Consider the following 18,547-nt stretch of genomic DNA (forward strand, 5'->3'; position numbering starts at 1 on the left):
GTGCTCCCGTGTCCGGGATGGTGGGTGAGTACTCACTCACCCCTGCTGGCTTCTAGAGTGGGTAATCACTCACTCACCCGTCAAGCCCGATTGGACGCCCCATGCAGCCGAAGCCGGCGCGTGTCCGCATCCTCGACGCCGCCCACGAGCTCATGCTCACCGTCGGACTCGCCCGCACCACCACCAAGGAGATCGCCCGGGCGGCCGACTGCTCCGAAGCGGCCCTCTACAAGTACTTCGACAGCAAGGAGGAGCTGTTCGTGCGCGTGCTCGCCGAGCGGCTGCCCCGGCTCACGCCCCTCCTGGCCGAGCTCGCCGCCGAACCGGGACAGGGCACCCTGGAGGCAAACCTCACCGGGATCGCCCGCCAGGCCGCGCTGTTCTACGAGCAGAGCTTCCCGATCGCCGCCTCCCTGTACGCCGAGCCCCAGCTCAAACGACGCCACGACGACGCCCTGCGCGCGCTCGGCGCCGGCCCGCACCGGCCCATCCAGGACCTGGACGCCTACCTGCGAGCCGAACAGGCCCTCGGCCGCGTCCGCGCCGACGCAGACACCTTCGCCGCGGCCTCCCTGCTGCTGGGCGCCTGCGCACAGCGCGCGTTCGCCTACGACATGACCGGCACGGGGGAGCGGCCCCCGGTCGACGCGTTCGCCGAACGGCTGGCGAGGACGCTGCTGGGCGGAATCTCCGTTGCGCCCACGCGCGCGTGAACCTCACGCTGGGTGCATGACAAGCAGCCGGACAGCCGCCCCGTGGAGCACCGTATGCGGCTGAGGCTGCGCGAGTTCCGGCCCCGCGCCGGCCCACACACCTACCGGCTCGTCCAGCCCCGGCGCCCCTTGCGGCACACCTCCTTGCGTGCTCCCGACCCCATCGGCCTGCTGCTCGGCGACCACGACGGACTGAGCCGGCTGGCGGGTCTGTTCTCCTTCGCCGCCTGCTCCCGGCGCACCATCGTCCATGTGCCGCTGCGCGACGGCGTGCCGCCCGACGAGGGCGTCGGCGAGCTGGTCGACCTCGTCCTGGCCCACCACAGCCTCGGCCTGCGCGCCGGCCAGTGGCCCGAGCTGCGACGCAGGCTGCGGCAGGGCACCCCGCTCACCGTCCGCACCGACGAGGCGCGCACCGCGCGGGACGCCGCCGCGTGGCGCGCACGCCAGGAGCGGGCCGGTTTCCAGGACGCGCCGAGGCACGCCACGCACGCGCGTACGCTCTTTTTCTTCGGCGACCGCGACCCGTTCGCAGACATCGCGGTCCGGCTCGCCCATGCTGCGGGCCACGGGCCGCTTCAGAAAGGTGTCGGCAAGGGGCGCACGGCGTACATGGGATCGATCTTCCCCCCGGACGACCCGCCCGGCGGCGGGCATCCGGTCGAGGTGATGATCTGCTTCAAGGCATATCCGCCCTATGCCCACTTCAGGCCGCCGGGCGGGCCAGCCACTCGTCCACGCCGGCCAGCAGCCGTGCCCTGACGTCTTCCGGGGCGGCCGAGCCCCGGACCGACTGGCGGGCCAGCTCGGCGAGTTCGGCGTCCGAGAAACCGTGGGCCTGCCGGGCGATCTCGTACTGCGCGGCCAGCCGGGACCCGAACAGAAGCGGGTCGTCGGCGCCCAACGCCATCGCGACACCGGCGTCGTACAGCGTCCGCAGGGGGACATCCTCCGGCTTCTCGTAGACGCCCAGTGCCACGTTCGAAGCGGGACAGACCTCACACGTCACACCCCGCTCCGCGAGCCGCCTCAGCAGCCGGGGGTCCTCCGCGGCCCGCACCCCGTGCCCGATCCGGTTCGCGACCAGGTCGTCGAGACAGTCCCGTACCGACGAAGGACCCGTCAGCTCCCCGCCGTGCGGCGCCGACAGCAGCCCACCCTCGCGGGCGATCGCGAACGCCCGGTCGAAGTCCCTCGCCATGCCCCGGCGTTCGTCGTTGGACAGCCCGAAGCCGACCACACCCCGGTCCGCGTACCGCACGGCCAGCCGGGCCAGCGTCCGCGCGTCCAGGGGATGCTTCATCCGGTTCGCGGCGACCAGCACGCGCATCCCGAGCCCGGTCTCCCGCGAGGTCGTCTCCACCGCGTCCAGGATGATCTCCAGAGCCGGGATCAGACCACCCAGACGGGGCGCGTACGAGGTCGGGTCGACCTGGATCTCCAGCCACCCCGAGCCGTCCTTCAGGTCCTCCTCGGCGGCCTCCCGCACCAGGCGCCGGATGTCCTCCGGCTCCCTCAGGCACGAGCGCGCCGCGTCGTACAGCCGCTGGAAGCGGAACCAGCCCCGCTCGTCCGTCGCCCGCAGCCTCGGCGGCTCCCCGCTGGTCAGCGCCTCGGTCAGGGCTTCGGGCAGTCGCACACCGTACTTGTCGGCCAGCTCCAGCACGGTGGCGGGCCGCATCGACCCGGTGAAGTGCAGATGCAGATGGGCCTTCGGCAGCTCAGAGACATCACGTACACACGGGGGGTTCGGGGGGTGTCCCCCTGAAGAGCTCAGCATTCCAGGATCCTGCCGTACGCCCCAGCCGTCCCGGAAGCGGATTCCCCGTACGTGGTCTTGCTCGCACGAAAAAACGGACCCCCTCGCACGAGGGGGTCCGCATCCGTCCGCACAGGTCAGTCCTGCGCCTCCGCCAGCAGCTTCTGGATCCGGCTGACACCCTCGACGAGATCCTCGTCACCCAGGGCGTACGAAAGCCGCAGATAACCCGGCGTACCGAAGGCCTCGCCCGGGACGACCGCGACCTCGGCCTCCTCCAGGATCAGCGCGGCCAGCTCCACCGTGTCCTGCGGCCGCTTGCCGCGGATCTCCTTGCCGAGCAGGCTCTTGACCGACGGGTACGCGTAGAAGGCGCCCTCGGGCTCCGGGCAGACCACGCCGTCGATCTCGTTGAGCATCCGCACGATGGTCTTACGGCGGCGGTCGAAGGCCTCGCGCATCTTCGCGACGGCCTCCAGGTCGCCGGAGACGGCGGCCAGCGCCGCGACCTGGGCGACGTTCGACACGTTCGACGTGGCGTGCGACTGCAGGTTGGTGGCGGCCTTGACCACGTCCTTCGGGCCGATGACCCAGCCCACGCGCCAGCCCGTCATCGCGTACGTCTTCGCGACACCGTTGACCACGATGCACTTGTCGCGCAGCTCGGGCAGCAGCGCGGGCAGGGACACGGAGACCGCGTCGCCGTAGACGAGGTGCTCGTAGATCTCGTCGGTCAGCACCCACAGGCCGTGCTCGACGGCCCAGCGGCCGATCGCCTCGGTGTCGGCCTCGGAGTACACCGCGCCGGTCGGGTTGGACGGCGACACGAACAGGACGACCTTGGTCTTCTCCGTGCGGGCGGCCTCGAGCTGCTCGACCGAGACGCGGTAGCCGGTGGTCTCGTCGGCGACGACCTCCACCGGGACACCGCCCGCGAGACGGATCGACTCCGGGTACGTCGTCCAGTACGGCGCCGGGACGATGACCTCGTCGCCCGGGTCGAGGATCGCGGCGAAGGCCTCGTAGATGGCCTGCTTGCCGCCGTTGGTGACCAGGATCTGCGAGACGTCGGGCTCCCAGCCGGAGTCGCGCAGCGTCTTCGCGGCGATCGCGGCCTTCAGCTCGGGCAGACCACCGGCCGGGGTGTACCGGTGGTACTTCGGGTTCTTGCAGGCCTCGACGGCCGCCTCGACGATGTAGTCCGGGGTCGGGAAGTCGGGCTCACCGGCGCCGAAGCCGATCACCGGACGCCCGGCGGCCTTGAGGGCCTTGGCCTTGGCGTCCACGGCGAGGGTGGCGGACTCGGAGATCGCGCCGACTCGGGCGGAGACCCGGCGCTCGGTGGGAGGGGTTGCAGCGCTCATGGGCCCCATCGTTTCAGACCGGAAACGACCCCGGCACGCGGGTTTCACAGACTGAACATGTGCGGGTCGACCACTGAACACCTGTCCGGAATCAGCCGGTGGCCTGGGTGATCTTCCACCGGTTTTCCGGCGATCTTCCTCCGCCAAGGCCCCTACGGGCGCTTTCTGTTCGACGATGCGCTCCGGACCACGTACACTCTCACCTCGTTGGCCATCAGCAGCCGCGCCGCAGGCGGTGCACACCGAGCACCCGGTCGGATGCGGTACGTTGGGGGACACACAAAGGGTCGTAGCTCAATTGGTAGAGCACCGGTCTCCAAAACCGGCGGTTGGGGGTTCAAGTCCCTCCGGCCCTGCTACACACACCTTCGCCAGGATGTGTGCGCATGTACGTACAGCAATGCAACGCCGTGCGGCTCAGACCGGGCGCGGCACGGCCACGACCCGGGAACAGGTGAGGACGAATGGCGGACGCCGTGGGCTCCATCGACACGCCTGACGCCCAGGACGAGGCGCAGGAGTCGAAGAAGAAGGCCCGCAAGGGCGGTAAGCGGGCCAAGAAAGGTCCGTTCAAGAGGCTTGCCCTCTTCTACCGCCAGGTCGTCGCCGAACTCCGCAAGGTCGTCTGGCCTACGCGCAACCAGCTGACGTCGTACACCACCGTGGTGATCTTCTTCGTCGCCGTCATGATCGCCCTGGTGACCGTGATTGACTATGGGCTCAACCACGCGGCCAAGTACGTCTTCGGCTGAGCCGAGAGCGAAGGGCGCCGAGGTACCCGGCGCCCCTTTCGCATGTTCCACCCCTATGTATCCAGGAAGAAGCAGCCACCGTGTCTGACACGAACCTGAACGACGACGCCATCGAGCCGGACGAGTCCGTGGACGACGAGCTCGACATCGTCGAGGGCGCGGACGAGCAGGACGAGTTCGAGGCTGCCGAGGCCGAGGCGGGGGAGCCGGCCGAGGAGGCCGCCCTGCAGGTCGTGGACGAGGACGAGACCGCCGCCGACGAGACCGACGACGAGTCCGCCGAGGAAGAGATCGCGGAGGAGGAGTCCGAGCCGGTCGACCCGGTCGAGGCCCTCCGCGAGGAGCTGCGCTCCCTGCCCGGCGAGTGGTACGTCATCCACACCTACGCCGGTTACGAGAACCGCGTGAAGACCAACCTGGAGCAGCGCGCCGTCTCGCTGAACGTCGAGGACTACATCTTCCAGGCCGAGGTGCCGCAGGAAGAGGTCGTCCAGATCAAGAACGGCGACCGCAAGACGATCAAGCAGAACAAGCTCCCTGGCTACGTCCTCGTCCGCATGGACCTGACGAACGAGTCCTGGGGTGTCGTCCGCAACACCCCCGGCGTCACCGGCTTCGTGGGCAACGCCTACGACCCGTACCCGCTGACCCTGGACGAGATCGTCAAGATGCTCGCCCCGGAGGCCGAGGAGAAGGCCGCCCGCGAGGCCGCCGAGGCCGAGGGCAAGCCCGCTCCGCAGCGCAAGGTCGAGGTCCAGGTGCTGGACTTCGAGGTCGGCGACTCGGTCACCGTCACCGACGGCCCGTTCGCCACGCTGCAGGCGACCATCAACGAGATCAACCCCGACTCCAAGAAGGTCAAGGGTCTGGTGGAGATCTTCGGCCGCGAGACGCCGGTCGAGCTTTCGTTCGACCAGATCCAGAAGAACTAGCAGCTTCTGGACGGACCGCTTCCAGCAGGTCAGGCGGGCTCTCGTAGCCGGTCTGACCTGCTCGGTTTTTAGCCGCGCATCTATACCCGTTATCGTTGTGCGGTATGCCTTCATCCGGGACGCGACCCGGGCGGGGGCACGCCTCAATCGAAAGGACCCGGAGAGCAATGCCTCCCAAGAAGAAGAAGGTCACGGGGCTCATCAAGCTCCAGATCAACGCCGGTGCGGCGAACCCGGCTCCGCCGGTCGGCCCCGCGCTGGGCCAGCACGGCGTCAACATCATGGAGTTCTGCAAGGCGTACAACGCCGCGACCGAGTCGCAGCGTGGCTGGGTGATCCCGGTGGAGATCACGGTCTACGAGGACCGTTCCTTCACCTTCGTCACCAAGACGCCGCCGGCCGCCAAGATGATCCTCAAGGCCGCGGGTGTGGAGAAGGGCTCCGGCGAGCCGCACAAGACCAAGGTCGCCAAGATCACCGAGGCGCAGGTCCGCGAGATCGCCCAGACCAAGCTCCCCGACCTCAACGCCAACGACCTGGACGCCGCCGCGAAGATCATCGCCGGTACCGCGCGTTCCATGGGCGTCACGGTCGAGGGCTGAGCCCAACCCCCCGTACATCAAGCAGAAGTGGCAGGGCCTGCTCGGCCCGGACCACGACTCCTAAGACTCACCAGGAGCAGTAGTGAGCAAGCGCAGCAAGTCTCTCCGCGCTGCGGACGCCAAGATCGACCGGGAGAAGCTCTACGCCCCGCTCGAGGCCGTCCGTCTCGCCAAGGAGACCTCCACGACCAAGTTCGACGGCACCGTCGAGGTCGCCTTCCGTCTGGGTGTCGACCCGCGCAAGGCCGACCAGATGGTCCGTGGCACCGTGAACCTTCCGCACGGCACCGGTAAGACCGCCCGGGTCCTGGTCTTCGCGACCGGTGACCGTGCTGCGGCCGCGGAGGCCGCGGGCGCCGACATCGTCGGCTCCGACGAACTGATCGACGAGGTCTCGAAGGGCCGCCTGGACTTCGACGCCGTCGTCGCCACCCCGGACCTCATGGGCAAGGTCGGCCGCCTCGGCCGTGTGCTCGGTCCCCGTGGTCTCATGCCGAACCCCAAGACCGGCACCGTGACCCCGGACGTGGCGAAGGCCGTCAACGACATCAAGGGCGGCAAGATCGAGTTCCGCGTCGACAAGCACTCGAACCTGCACTTCATCATCGGCAAGGTGTCGTTCGACGACAGCAAGCTGGTGGAGAACTACGGCGCCGCGCTGGAGGAGATCCTCCGTCTGAAGCCGTCCGCCGCCAAGGGTCGCTACATCAAGAAGGCCGCGATCAGCACCACGATCGGCCCCGGCATCCCGGTCGACCCGAACCGCACCCGCAACCTCCTCGTCGAGGAGGACCCGGCCGCCGTCTGATCCTGACGGCAGTCGCGCGTACGCGTTTTTCAACGAGCCCCGCAACCTCCGTGGTGCGGGGCTCGTCCCTTTTCCCGGACGGGTGTCAGTGCTCTGCGTTAGCGTGCGGGCACAGCAATCGCATAGGGGTGGGGGACGAATGAAGAGCACGACCGTGCGCCGGATGAGCCTTTCGATCGCAGCGGTGACCGCGCTGTCGGGCGTGGCCGCCTGCAGTTCCCCGGACTCCTCCGGCAAGGGCGAGGGGCCCTCCGGCAAGGGCGCGACGCACGTCAGCCCCATAGCGGCCCTGCGCACCGCCGAGAAGTCCACCGACGGCGCCGACTCGGCGAAAGTCGAGTCCACGACCACCATGGGCTCCCTGATGTCCATGACGGGCGACGGAGCCCTGCGCTGGGCGGACGGCCTCACCGGCAACATGACCATCACGTACACCGGCGGCACCATCGCGGACACCATGCGCCGGCTCGGCACCACGTCGATGGAGGCCCGCTATCTGCCCGACGCGTACTACGCGAAGATGGGCGACAAGTTCGCCCAGCAGGCAGGCGGCAAGCACTGGGTGCGGTACGGCTACGCGGACCTCGCCGAGCTCGGCGGCAGCTCCGGCGCGTACCTCAAGGACCAGATGCAGAACACGACTCCCAACCAGTCGGTGAAGCTGCTGCTGGCATCCGGGGACGTCAAGAAGGTCGGCACCGAGAAGGTGCGCGGCGTAGACACCACCCACTACTCGGGCACGGTGGACGTCGCCGACCTCGCCCGCAAGAACTCCAACCTCACCGCGAGCCAGCTCGCCGGCCTGAAGAAGCAGCTCACCCAGGCCGGCGTCAGTACGGAGTCCGTCGACATCTGGGTCAACGACCAGAACCTCCTGGTCAAGAAGGTCGAGAAGGGCCGCATGTCAGCGGGGGAGTACACCCAGACCGCGTACTACAGCGACTACGGCGTGAAGGTCTCCGCCACCGAGCCGCCCGCGAGCGACACCGAGGACTTCAAGAAGCTGCTGAAGAAGCAGGGCTGGACACCGGGCAGCAGCGACACCGCGAGCGGATCCGGCAGCAGCTCCTGAGGCGGCGGGCCTCCTGATGTGCCGGGGAATACGGAAGACCTCCGCCGCCTCCTGAGGTTAGGCTCGCCTCCTTACTGTGTATCAGCCATGCATTCCATGGGGGGAATCAATGGGGACTTCCGTACGGGTTTCAGCGCGCCGCAAAGCGACGGGGGCAGGCCTCGCCGCCCTGCTGCTCGCCGGGGGAGCGGTCGGCTGTCAGAAGAGCGACTCCGCCCAGTCGCCCGCGATGACTCCGGCGGCGGCCGTCGCCAAGGCGGCGAAGAACAGCGAGGCCATCAGGTCCGCGCATTACAGGATGACGGGCCAGGTCCCGGGGCAGGGCCGGATTTCCGCCCAGGCGGCGGTGAGCATCAAGCCGCTGACCATGAGCATGAAAATAACGGCTCAGAACCAGGCGATTAAGGGACCGATCGAGATCCGCCTCGTCGGCAAGGCCATGTACGTCGGCGGGAACGCCTCCATGGCCAAGGAGATGGACGGCAAGAGCTGGATCAAGTTCGACATGTCGGCGCTCGGCGGCGGCAAGGGGCTGAACGCGGATCAGCTGGGCGCCGGCCAGGCCAACCAGAACCCGGCCGCCAACTCCACCTTCCTCACCGGCTCCAAGAACGTGAAGAAGGTCGGCACCGAGACCGTCGACGGCGTCAAGACCACCCACTACGCGGGCAAGGTCACCGTCGAGGACCTCAAGGCCTCGCTCAAGGAGAAGGACAAGACCGTCAACAAGACCGTCCGGGAACAGCGCGAGAAGAGCCTCGAGCAGTTCGAGAAGATGGGCGTCGACGCGTTCACCATGGACATGTGGATCGACGGCGACGACCACACCAAGCAGTTCCGGATGCGGGGCGAGGCCGACAAGGGCCCGCTCGACCTGACCTTCACGTTCCTCGACATCAACAAGCCGGTGCAGGTCACGGCCCCGCCGGCCAAGGACACCGCGGACCTGGCCGCGATGATGAAGGGCGCCCAGAGCTGAGCCGTAGGACCGGATTTGCTTGACGGCGATTCGGTCACGTACTCTCCTGAGGAAGCCAAAGACCGCTGGTCGTTGCCGTGCGCTCCTGGAGGGTGCGGTGGCCGAAGGATCCGCTGAACCGCGGACGACCCGCGCAGGTGACTGTGGAAGTGCTCCCGGAGTTCGCAGCTGACGCTGTGATGATCCGGTCGAGCTACGCCCCGTGCGCCTGCGCCGGGGCGTTTCGTTTGCTCCAGCCCCTTCCGAGCGGTCGTCATCACCCGGAAGGAGGCCGACGCTCATGGCAAGGCCCGACAAGGCTGCCGCGGTGGCCGAGCTGACGGAGCAGTTCCGCAGCTCGAACGCCGCCGTGCTGACCGAGTACCGGGGTCTCACCGTTGCGCAGCTCAAGAACCTGCGCCGTTCGCTCGGTGAGAACGCCCAGTACGCCGTGGTGAAGAACACGCTGACCAAGATTGCGGCCAACGAGGCCGGGATCTCGACGCTCGACGACCTGTTCAACGGTCCGACGGCGGTCGCCTTCGTCACCGGTGACCCGGTGGAGTCGGCGAAGGGTCTTCGTGACTTCGCCAAGGACAACCCGAACCTCGTCATCAAGGGCGGTGTCCTTGACGGCAAGGCGCTGTCCGCCGACGAGATCAAGAAGCTTGCGGACCTCGAGTCCCGCGAGGTTCTGCTCGCCAAGCTGGCGGGCGCCCTGAAGGGCAAGCAGACGCAGGCTGCACAGCTCTTCCAGGCGCTTCCGACGAAGCTCGTCCGCACCGTGGACGCCCTTCGCGCCAAGCAGGACGAGCAGGGCGGTGCCGAGTAATTCGGCTCGCATCATGATCGCCGCCTGAGGCAGTCCGCCTGAGGCAGCGGTCGTAGCGGGCCGAACGTACGCCCGCCAGACATGTACATCCCGGCACCAGCCGAAATTAGTGGAAGGAAAGCCATCGTGGCTCTCACCCAGGACGAACTGCTCGCCGAGTTCGAGGGCATGACCCTCATCCAGCTCTCCGAGTTCGTGAAGGCGTTCGAGGAGAAGTTCGACGTCACCGCCGCTGCCGCGGCCGTCGTCGCCGCCCCGGCTGCCGGCGGTGCCGCCGGCGGTGCCGCCGAGGTCGAGGAGAAGGACGAGTTCGACGTCATCCTCACCGGCGCCGGCGACAAGAAGATCCAGGTCATCAAGGTCGTGCGTGAGCTGACCTCGCTGGGCCTGAAGGAGGCCAAGGACCTCGTGGACGGCGCCCCGAAGCCCGTTCTCGAGAAGGTCGCCAAGGACGCCGCGGACAAGGCCAAGGAGGCCCTCGAGGGCGCCGGCGCCTCCGTCGACGTCAAGTAAGGCCTCTCGGCCCCACAAGGGGCTGTAACGCCTGAGCACCGAAGAGCGATCATCCATCCGGGTGGTCGCTCTTCGGCGTTCCTGGGTGCCGGGTGGTGGCTGCCTTGCACCCTCGGGTGTGCGGAGTATGGTGATCTTCGTCGTGGCTCCAAGCACCCCAGGTGGTATGTGGTTTGGGCCATGGGGGCCTTGACGAACCGCACGCAGCGCGCAATTCTCAGGACGCGTCGTCACAAGGATCCGAATCCGAGGCATGGATCGGCGACGAAGAGGGCAGTATCAACGTGCATTGAGGGCGTGGGCTTGCTGCAGGTGTTGAGGACGACGAGGGTCTCAGGAAATCGGGGCTGGACATCAGTGTGCCGAGTGGCTACACTGACCCTTTGCGCTGCCTGTTAGCTGTCCCCTGCCCGTCACCAGGGGCATGCCCTCGCTTGAACACCGACGATCGGAACGTCCCTGAGCTGGCCTTTCGGCCAAACCGGGGAGTCCTGTCTCTGTGTGCGGGAGAGGGACCGGTACGCGCGTAGTGAGTCCGAGCCCTCGGAAGGACCCCCTCTTGGCCGCCTCGCGCACTGCCTCGACCGCGAATACGAACAACGGTGCCAGCACCGCCCCGCTGCGCATCTCCTTTGCAAAGATCAAGGAGCCCCTCGAGGTTCCCAACCTGCTCGCGCTGCAGACCGAGAGCTTTGACTGGCTGCTCGGGAACACCGCCTGGCAGAGTCGGGTCGAGGCGGCTCTTGAGTCCGGTCAGGACGTCCCCACCAAGTCCGGTCTGGAGGAGATCTTCGAGGAGATCTCCCCGATCGAGGACTTCTCCGGGTCGATGTCGCTGACGTTCCGCGACCACCGTTTCGAGCCGCCGAAGAACAGCATCGACGAGTGCAAGGAGCGCGACTTCACGTACGCCGCCCCGCTCTTCGTGACGGCTGAGTTCACCAACAACGAGACCGGCGAGATCAAGTCCCAGACGGTCTTCATGGGCGACTTCCCGCTCATGACGAACAAGGGCACCTTCGTCATCAACGGCACCGAGCGTGTCGTGGTGTCCCAGCTGGTCCGTTCGCCGGGCGTCTACTTCGACTCCTCGATCGACAAGACGTCCGACAAGGACATCTTCTCCGCCAAGATCATCCCGTCCCGGGGTGCCTGGCTGGAGATGGAGATCGACAAGCGCGACATGGTCGGTGTGCGCATCGACCGCAAGCGCAAGCAGTCCGTGACCGTTCTGCTCAAGGCTCTCGGTTGGACGACCGAGCAGATCCTGGAGGAGTTCGGCGAGTACGAGTCCATGCGCGCCACCCTGGAGAAGGACCACACCCAGGGCCAGGACGACGCGCTGCTCGACATCTACCGCAAGCTGCGCCCGGGCGAGCCCCCCACGCGTGAGGCCGCGCAGACGCTGCTCGAGAACCTGTACTTCAACCCGAAGCGTTACGACCTCGCCAAGGTCGGCCGCTACAAGGTCAACAAGAAGCTGGGCGCCGACGCTCCGCTCGACGCGGGCATCCTGACCGTCGAGGACGTCATCTCGACGATCAAGTACCTGGTCAAGCTGCACGCCGGCGAGACCGAGACGACCGGCGACAGCGGCGGCACGATCGTCGTCGAGACCGACGACATCGACCACTTCGGCAACCGTCGTCTGCGCAGCGTCGGCGAGCTCATCCAGAACCAGGTCCGCACGGGTCTGGCTCGTATGGAGCGCGTCGTGCGTGAGCGCATGACGACCCAGGACGTCGAGGCGATCACGCCGCAGACCCTGATCAACATCCGGCCGGTCGTCGCCTCCATCAAGGAGTTCTTCGGCACCAGCCAGCTGTCGCAGTTCATGGACCAGAACAACCCGCTGTCGGGTCTCACCCACAAGCGCCGTCTGTCGGCGCTCGGCCCGGGTGGTCTCTCCCGTGAGCGGGCCGGCTTCGAGGTCCGTGACGTGCACCCGTCCCACTACGGCCGCATGTGCCCGATCGAGACGCCCGAAGGCCCGAACATCGGTCTGATCGGCTCGCTCGCCTCCTACGGCCGGGTCAACGCGTTCGGCTTCGTCGAGACGCCGTACCGCAAGGTCGTCGACGGTCAGGTCACCGACGAGGTGGACTACCTGACGGCCGACGAGGAGGACCGCTTCGTCATCGCGCAGGCCAACGCCACGCTCTCGGACGACCTGCGGTTCGCCGAGAACCGGGTGCTGGTCCGCCGCCGTGGCGGTGAGGTCGACTACGTCGCCGGTGACGACGTGGACTACATGGACGTCTCGCCGCGCCAGATGGTGTCGGTCGCGACCGCCATGATCCCGTTCCTCGAGCACGACGACGCCAACCGTGCCCTCATGGGCGCGAACATGATGCGTCAGGCCGTGCCCCTGATCAAGAGCGAGTCCCCGCTCGTCGGCACCGGCATGGAGTACCGCTCCGCCGTCGACGCCGGCGACGTGGTCAAGGCCGAGAAGGCGGGTGTCGTCCAGGAGGTCTCCGCGGACTACATCACCACCGCCAACGACGACGGCACGTACATCACGTACCGCCTGGCCAAGTTCGCCCGTTCCAACCAGGGCACCTCGGTCAACCAGAAGGTCATCGTCAACGAGGGCGACCGGATCATCGAGGGCCAGGTCCTCGCCGACGGTCCGGCCACCCAGAACGGCGAGATGGCGCTGGGCAAGAACCTGCTCGTGGCGTTCATGCCGTGGGAGGGTCACAACTACGAGGACGCGATCATCCTGTCGCAGCGCCTCGTGCAGGACGACGTCCTCTCCTCGATCCACATCGAGGAGCACGAGGTCGACGCCCGTGACACCAAGCTCGGCCCCGAGGAGATCACCCGGGACATCCCGAACGTCTCCGAGGAGGTCCTCGCCGACCTCGACGAGCGCGGCATCATCCGTATCGGTGCCGAGGTCATCGCCGGCGACATCCTCGTCGGCAAGGTGACCCCGAAGGGTGAGACCGAGCTGACGCCGGAGGAGCGCCTGCTGCGCGCGATCTTCGGTGAGAAGGCGCGTGAGGTCCGCGACACCTCGCTGAAGGTGCCGCACGGCGAGACCGGCAAGGTCATCGGCGTGCGCGTCTTCGACCGCGAGGAGGGCGACGAGCTTCCCCCCGGTGTGAACCAGCTGGTGCGCGTGTACGTGGCGCAGAAGCGCAAGATCACCGACGGTGACAAGCTCGCCGGCCGTCACGGCAACAAGGGTGTCATCTCGAAGATCCTGCCCATCGAGGACATGCCGTTCCTCGAGGACGGAACTCCGGTCGACATCATCCTCAACCCGCTGGGTGTGCCGTCCCGAATGAACCCGGGACAGGTGCTCGAGATCCACCTCGGCTGGCTCGCCAGCCGTGGCTGGGACGTCTCCGGTCTCGCCGACGAGTGGGCGCAGCGCCTGCAGGCCATCGGCGCCGACCAGGTCGACCCGGGCACGAACGTCGCGACCCCCGTCTTCGACGGTGCGCGCGAGGACGAGCTCGCGGGTCTGCTGCAGCACACCATCCCGAACCGCGACGGCGAGCGCATGGTGCTCCCGTCCGGCAAGGCGCGGCTGTTCGACGGCCGTAGCGGTGAGCCGTTCCCGGAGCCGATCTCGGTCGGCTACATGTACATCCTGAAGCTGCACCACCTGGTCGACGACAAGCTGCACGCGCGTTCGACCGGCCCGTACTCGATGATCACCCAGCAGCCGCTGGGTGGTAAGGCCCAGTTCGGTGGCCAGCGGTTCGGCGAGATGGAGGTGTGGGCGCTGGAGGCTTACGGCGCCGCATACGCCCTCCAGGAGCTGCTGACCATCAAGTCCGACGACGTCACCGGCCGCGTGAAGGTCTACGAGGCCATCGTCAAGGGCGAGAACATCCCCGAGCCCGGCATCCCCGAGTCCTTCAAGGTGCTCATCAAGGAGATGCAGTCTCTCTGCCTGAACGTGGAGGTGCTGTCCAGCGACGGTATGTCCATCGAGATGCGCGACACCGACGAGGACGTCTTCCGCGCTGCGGAGGAGCTCGGCATCGACCTGTCCCGGCGCGAGCCGAGCAGCGTCGAAGAGGTCTGACGGGAGTCCGGCCGGAGGACCTGGTGAGGACCCTCCGGCCGGCCCCTGGACCCCCGTATCAGACCAAAGACTTACAACCCTGAGAGGGATTGACGCATAGTGCTCGACGTCAACTTCTTCGACGAGCTCCGGATCGGCCTGGCCACCGCTGACGACATCCGTCAGTGGAGCCACGGCGAGGTCAAGAAGCCCGAGACGATCAACTACCGCACGCTCAAGCCCGAAAAGGACGGACTCTTCTGCGAGAAGATCTTCGGTCCGACCCGGGACTGGGAGTGCTACTGCGGCAAGTACAAGCGTGTCCGGTTCAAGGGCATCATCTGTGAGCGCTGCGGCGTCGAGGTCACTCGCGCCAAGGTGCGCCGTGAGCGGATGGGCCACATCGAACTGGCCGCTCCCGTCACGCACATCTGGTACTTCAAGGGTGTTCCTTCGCGCCTCGGCTACCTGCTGGACCTGGCGCCCAAGGACCTCGAGAAGGTCATCTACTTCGCGGCGTACATGATCACGTACGTCGACGAGGAGCGCCGTACCCGCGACCTGCCCTCCCTGGAGGCGCACGTCTCCGTGGAGCGTCAGCAGGTCGAGAACCGCCGGGACGCCGACCTGGAGGCCCGCGCCAAGAAGCTCGAGTCCGACCTGGCCGAGCTCGAGGCCGAGGGTGCCAAGGCCGACGTGCGCCGCAAGGTGCGCGAGGGTGCCGAGCGTGAGATGAAGCAGCTGCGCGACCGTGCGCAGCGCGAGATCGACCGTCTCGACGAGGTGTGGACCCGGTTCAAGAACCTCAAGGTCCAGGACCTCGAGGGCGACGAGCTGCTCTACCGCGAGCTGCGTGACCGCTTCGGCACGTACTTCGACGGTTCGATGGGTGCCGCGGCGCTGCAGAAGCGCCTGGAGTCCTTCGACCTGGACGAGGAGGCCGAGCGCCTCCGCGAGATCATCCGCACCGGCAAGGGCCAGAAGAAGACCCGTGCGCTGAAGCGGCTGAAGGTCGTGTCTGCCTTCCTGCAGACCTCCAACAGCCCCAAGGGCATGGTCCTCGACTGCGTTCCGGTCATCCCGCCGGACCTCCGCCCGATGGTGCAGCTGGACGGTGGCCGCTTCGCGACCTCCGACCTGAACGACCTGTACCGCCGTGTGATCAACCGCAACAACCGTCTGAAGCGCCTTCTCGATCTCGGTGCGCCCGAGATCATCGTGAACAACGAGAAGCGCATGCTCCAGGAGGCCGTGGACGCGCTGTTCGACAACGGTCGTCGTGGCCGTCCGGTCACCGGTCCCGGCAACCGCCCGCTGAAGTCCCTCAGCGACATGCTGAAGGGCAAGCAGGGTCGATTCCGTCAGAACCTGCTCGGCAAGCGTGTGGACTACTCCGCGCGTTCCGTGATCGTCGTCGGCCCCCAGCTGAAGCTGCACCAGTGCGGTCTGCCCAAGGCGATGGCGCTGGAGCTCTTCAAGCCGTTCGTGATGAAGCGCCTGGTCGACCTGAACCACGCGCAGAACATCAAGAGCGCCAAGCGCATGGTGGAGCGCGGCCGCACGGTCGTGTACGACGTCCTCGAAGAGGTCATCGCCGAGCACCCGGTGCTGCTGAACCGTGCTCCCACCCTGCACCGCCTGGGCATCCAGGCCTTCGAGCCGCAGCTGGTCGAGGGCAAGGCCATCCAGATCCACCCGCTCGTCTGCACCGCGTTCAACGCGGACTTCGACGGTGACCAGATGGCCGTGCACCTGCCGCTGTCCGCGGAGGCGCAGGCCGAGGCCCGCATCCTGATGCTGTCCTCGAACAACATCCTCAAGCCCGCCGACGGTCGTCCGGTGACGATGCCGACCCAGGACATGGTCCTCGGTCTGTTCTTCCTCACCACCGACGGCGAGCTGCGTGACACCAAGGGCGAGGGCCGGTCCTTCGGCTCCACGGCCGAGGCGATCATGGCGTTCGACGCCGGTGAGCTCGCGCTGCAGTCCGCGGTCGACATCCGCTTCCCGGTGGGCACCATCCCGCCGCGCGGCTGGACCCCGCCGGCCGTGGAGGAGGGCGAGCCGGAGTACCAGACCGGTGACACCTTCCGGCTGCGCACCACCCTGGGCCGCGCGCTCTTCAACGAGCTGCTGCCCGAGGACTACCCGTTCGTCGACTACTCGGTGGGCAAGAAGCAGCTCTCCGAGATCGTCAACGACCTGGCCGAGCGCTACCCCAAGGTCATCGTGGCGGCGACGCTCGACAACCTGAAGGCGGCCGGCTTCTACTGGGCGACCCGTTCCGGTGTCACCGTGGCCATCTCCGACGTCGTCGTTCCCGAGGCGAAGAAGGAGATCGTCAAGGGCTACGAGGCGCAGGACGAGAAGGTCCAGAAGCAGTACGAGCGCGGTCTGATCACCAAGGAAGAGCGCACTCAGGAGCTCATCGCGATCTGGACCAAGGCGACCAACGAGGTCGCCGAGGCGATGAACGAGAACTTCCCCAAGACGAACCCCATCTTCATGATGGTTGACTCGGGTGCCCGAGGAAACATGATGCAGATGCGGCAGATCGCCGGTATGCGTGGTCTGGTGTCGAACGCCAAGAACGAGACGATCCCGCGTCCGATCAAGGCGTCCTTCCGTGAGGGCCTGTCCGTGCTGGAGTACTTCATCTCCACGCACGGTGCCCGTAAGGGTCTGGCCGACACCGCCCTGCGTACCGCCGACTCGGGTTACCTGACCCGTCGTCTGGTGGACGTCTCGCAGGACGTCATCATCCGCGAGGAGGACTGCGGCACCGAGCGCGGTCTGAAGCTGCGGATCGCCAACCGCGGCGCCGACGGCGTGCTGCGCAAGGCGGACGACGTCGAGACCAGCGTCTACGCCCGCATGCTCGCCGAGGACGTCGTCATCGACGGCAAGGTGATCGCGCCGGCCAACGTGGACCTGGGCGACGTGCTCATCGACCAGCTGGTGCACCACGGTGTCGAGGAGGTCAAGACCCGCTCGATCCTGACCTGCGAGTCCCAGGTCGGCACCTGCGCCATGTGCTACGGCCGCTCGCTGGCCACCGGCAAGCTGGTCGACATCGGTGAGGCGGTCGGCATCATCGCCGCCCAGTCCATCGGTGAGCCCGGTACCCAGCTGACGATGCGTACCTTCCACACCGGTGGTGTGGCCGGTGACGACATCACCCAGGGTCTGCCGCGTGTCGTCGAGCTCTTCGAGGCCCGTACCCCGAAGGGTGTCGCCCCGATCTCCGAGGCCTCCGGCCGCGTCCGGATCGAGGAGACCGAGAAGACCAAGAAGATCGTCGTCACCCCGGACGACGGCAGCGACGAGACGGCGTACCCGATCTCGAAGCGTGCCCGGCTCCTGGTCAGCGAGGGCGAGCACGTCGAGGTGGGCCAGAAGCTCACCGTGGGTGCCACCAACCCGCACGACGTGCTGCGCATCCTGGGCCAGCGTGCCGTCCAGGTCCACCTGGTCGGCGAGGTCCAGAAGGTCTACAACTCGCAGGGTGTGTCGATCCACGACAAGCACATCGAGATCATCATCCGGCAGATGCTGCGCCGTGTGACGATCATCGAGTCCGGCGACGCCGAGCTGCTGCCCGGCGAGCTGGTCGAGCGCTCGAAGTTCGAGGTCGAGAACCGTCGTGTGGTCCAGGAAGGCGGCCACCCGGCCTCCGGCCGTCCGCAGCTGATGGGTATCACCAAGGCCTCGCTGGCGACCGAGTCGTGGCTGTCGGCGGCGTCCTTCCAGGAGACGACCAGGGTCCTCACGGACGCGGCGATCAACGCCAAGTCCGACTCCCTGATCGGCCTCAAGGAGAACGTCATCATCGGTAAGCTCATCCCGGCCGGTACGGGCCTGTCCCGCTACCGCAACATCCGGGTCGAGCCGACCGAGGAGGCCAAGGCCGCGATGTACTCGGCCGTCGGCTACGACGACATCGACTACTCGCCGTTCGGCACGGGCTCCGGCCAGGCCGTTCCGCTGGAGGACTACGACTACGGGCCGTACAACCAGTAAGCGGGCAGTTTGAGTTGAGGGGCGGTCACTCCGAAAGGAGTGGCCGCCCTTCGGCGTTCCCGCACACGCAGTTTCGCGGTGCGGCCACAGGGTGAGCATCTAGGATGCGGCCCGCCCGAAGTTGTCCGTGTTTCATCACGGGCGGGGCGGGGCGGGGCGGGGCCGGGAGCGATGCCGTGGGGGAGAGCATGCGCCGTT

The 18,547-nt window shown here is 67.3% G+C and carries 14 protein-coding genes and 1 tRNA gene; 13 read left to right on the plus strand and 2 right to left on the minus strand.

What is annotated here, in order from left to right; all coding sequences use genetic code 11:
* The first annotated feature begins 101 nt into the window (after positions 1-101).
* Positions 102-713, plus strand: a complete 612-nt coding sequence (locus ACWCRD_RS10180; protein ID WP_450965446.1) for a TetR/AcrR family transcriptional regulator — start codon at positions 102-104, stop codon at positions 711-713.
* 54 nt (positions 714-767) lie between these two features.
* Positions 768-1,475 carry a hypothetical protein gene (locus ACWCRD_RS10185; RefSeq protein ID WP_450965821.1) on the plus strand — a complete coding sequence of 236 codons (708 nt, stop codon included), beginning with the start codon at positions 768-770 and terminating at the stop codon, positions 1,473-1,475.
* Here ACWCRD_RS10185 and ACWCRD_RS10190 read toward each other — a convergent pair.
* Complete coding sequence (locus tag ACWCRD_RS10190; protein ID WP_450965447.1) at positions 1,420-2,394, minus strand: adenosine deaminase; 975 nt, start codon at positions 2,392-2,394, stop codon at positions 1,420-1,422. The two genes, ACWCRD_RS10185 and ACWCRD_RS10190, sit on opposite strands and share 56 nt — an antisense overlap.
* A 215-nt stretch (positions 2,395-2,609) precedes the next feature.
* Complete coding sequence (locus ACWCRD_RS10195) at positions 2,610-3,836, minus strand: pyridoxal phosphate-dependent aminotransferase (RefSeq protein WP_450965448.1); 1,227 nt, start codon at positions 3,834-3,836, stop codon at positions 2,610-2,612.
* A gap of 283 nt (positions 3,837-4,119) precedes the next feature.
* Between ACWCRD_RS10195 and ACWCRD_RS10200 the strand changes: the two genes are divergently transcribed.
* From ACWCRD_RS10200 to ACWCRD_RS10250, 11 genes are all read left to right on the plus strand, one after another.
* Positions 4,120-4,192, plus strand: a tRNA-Trp gene (locus tag ACWCRD_RS10200).
* A 108-nt stretch (positions 4,193-4,300) separates the two neighbouring features.
* A complete protein-coding gene (gene secE / locus ACWCRD_RS10205; protein ID WP_030930581.1) occupies positions 4,301-4,588 on the plus strand; it encodes a preprotein translocase subunit SecE in 288 nt (95 codons plus the stop codon).
* A gap of 80 nt (positions 4,589-4,668) precedes the next feature.
* On the plus strand, positions 4,669-5,520 hold the full coding sequence (nusG, locus tag ACWCRD_RS10210; RefSeq protein WP_450965449.1) for a transcription termination/antitermination protein NusG: 852 nt from the start codon (positions 4,669-4,671) through the stop codon (positions 5,518-5,520).
* Between the two features lie 167 nt (positions 5,521-5,687).
* Entirely contained in the window at positions 5,688-6,122 is a 435-nt protein-coding gene (gene rplK, locus ACWCRD_RS10215) for a 50S ribosomal protein L11 (protein WP_311696792.1), read from the plus strand.
* Positions 6,123-6,204: 82 nt separating this feature from the next.
* Complete coding sequence (gene rplA / locus ACWCRD_RS10220; protein ID WP_389084238.1) at positions 6,205-6,930, plus strand: 50S ribosomal protein L1; 726 nt, start codon at positions 6,205-6,207, stop codon at positions 6,928-6,930.
* 139 nt (positions 6,931-7,069) lie between these two features.
* A complete protein-coding gene (locus tag ACWCRD_RS10225; RefSeq protein WP_450965450.1) occupies positions 7,070-8,002 on the plus strand; it encodes a hypothetical protein in 933 nt (310 codons plus the stop codon).
* Between the two features lie 109 nt (positions 8,003-8,111).
* Positions 8,112-8,981 (plus strand): DUF1396 domain-containing protein, encoded by an 870-nt coding sequence (locus ACWCRD_RS10230; RefSeq protein ID WP_450965451.1) that lies wholly within the window; start codon positions 8,112-8,114, stop codon positions 8,979-8,981.
* Between the two features lie 280 nt (positions 8,982-9,261).
* Positions 9,262-9,792: a 50S ribosomal protein L10 gene (gene rplJ / locus ACWCRD_RS10235; protein WP_450965452.1), complete on the plus strand. Its 531-nt coding sequence runs from the start codon at positions 9,262-9,264 to the stop codon at positions 9,790-9,792.
* A gap of 123 nt (positions 9,793-9,915) precedes the next feature.
* Positions 9,916-10,305 carry a 50S ribosomal protein L7/L12 gene (gene rplL, locus ACWCRD_RS10240; protein WP_344404711.1) on the plus strand — a complete coding sequence of 130 codons (390 nt, stop codon included), beginning with the start codon at positions 9,916-9,918 and terminating at the stop codon, positions 10,303-10,305.
* Positions 10,306-10,864: 559 nt separating this feature from the next.
* Positions 10,865-14,350: a DNA-directed RNA polymerase subunit beta gene (rpoB, locus tag ACWCRD_RS10245; RefSeq protein WP_390693033.1), complete on the plus strand. Its 3,486-nt coding sequence runs from the start codon at positions 10,865-10,867 to the stop codon at positions 14,348-14,350.
* Between the two features lie 99 nt (positions 14,351-14,449).
* Complete coding sequence (locus tag ACWCRD_RS10250; protein WP_450965453.1) at positions 14,450-18,349, plus strand: DNA-directed RNA polymerase subunit beta'; 3,900 nt, start codon at positions 14,450-14,452, stop codon at positions 18,347-18,349.
* Positions 18,350-18,547: the final 198 nt, after the last annotated feature.

This window comes from Streptomyces sp. NPDC002092 (assembly GCF_053593775.1).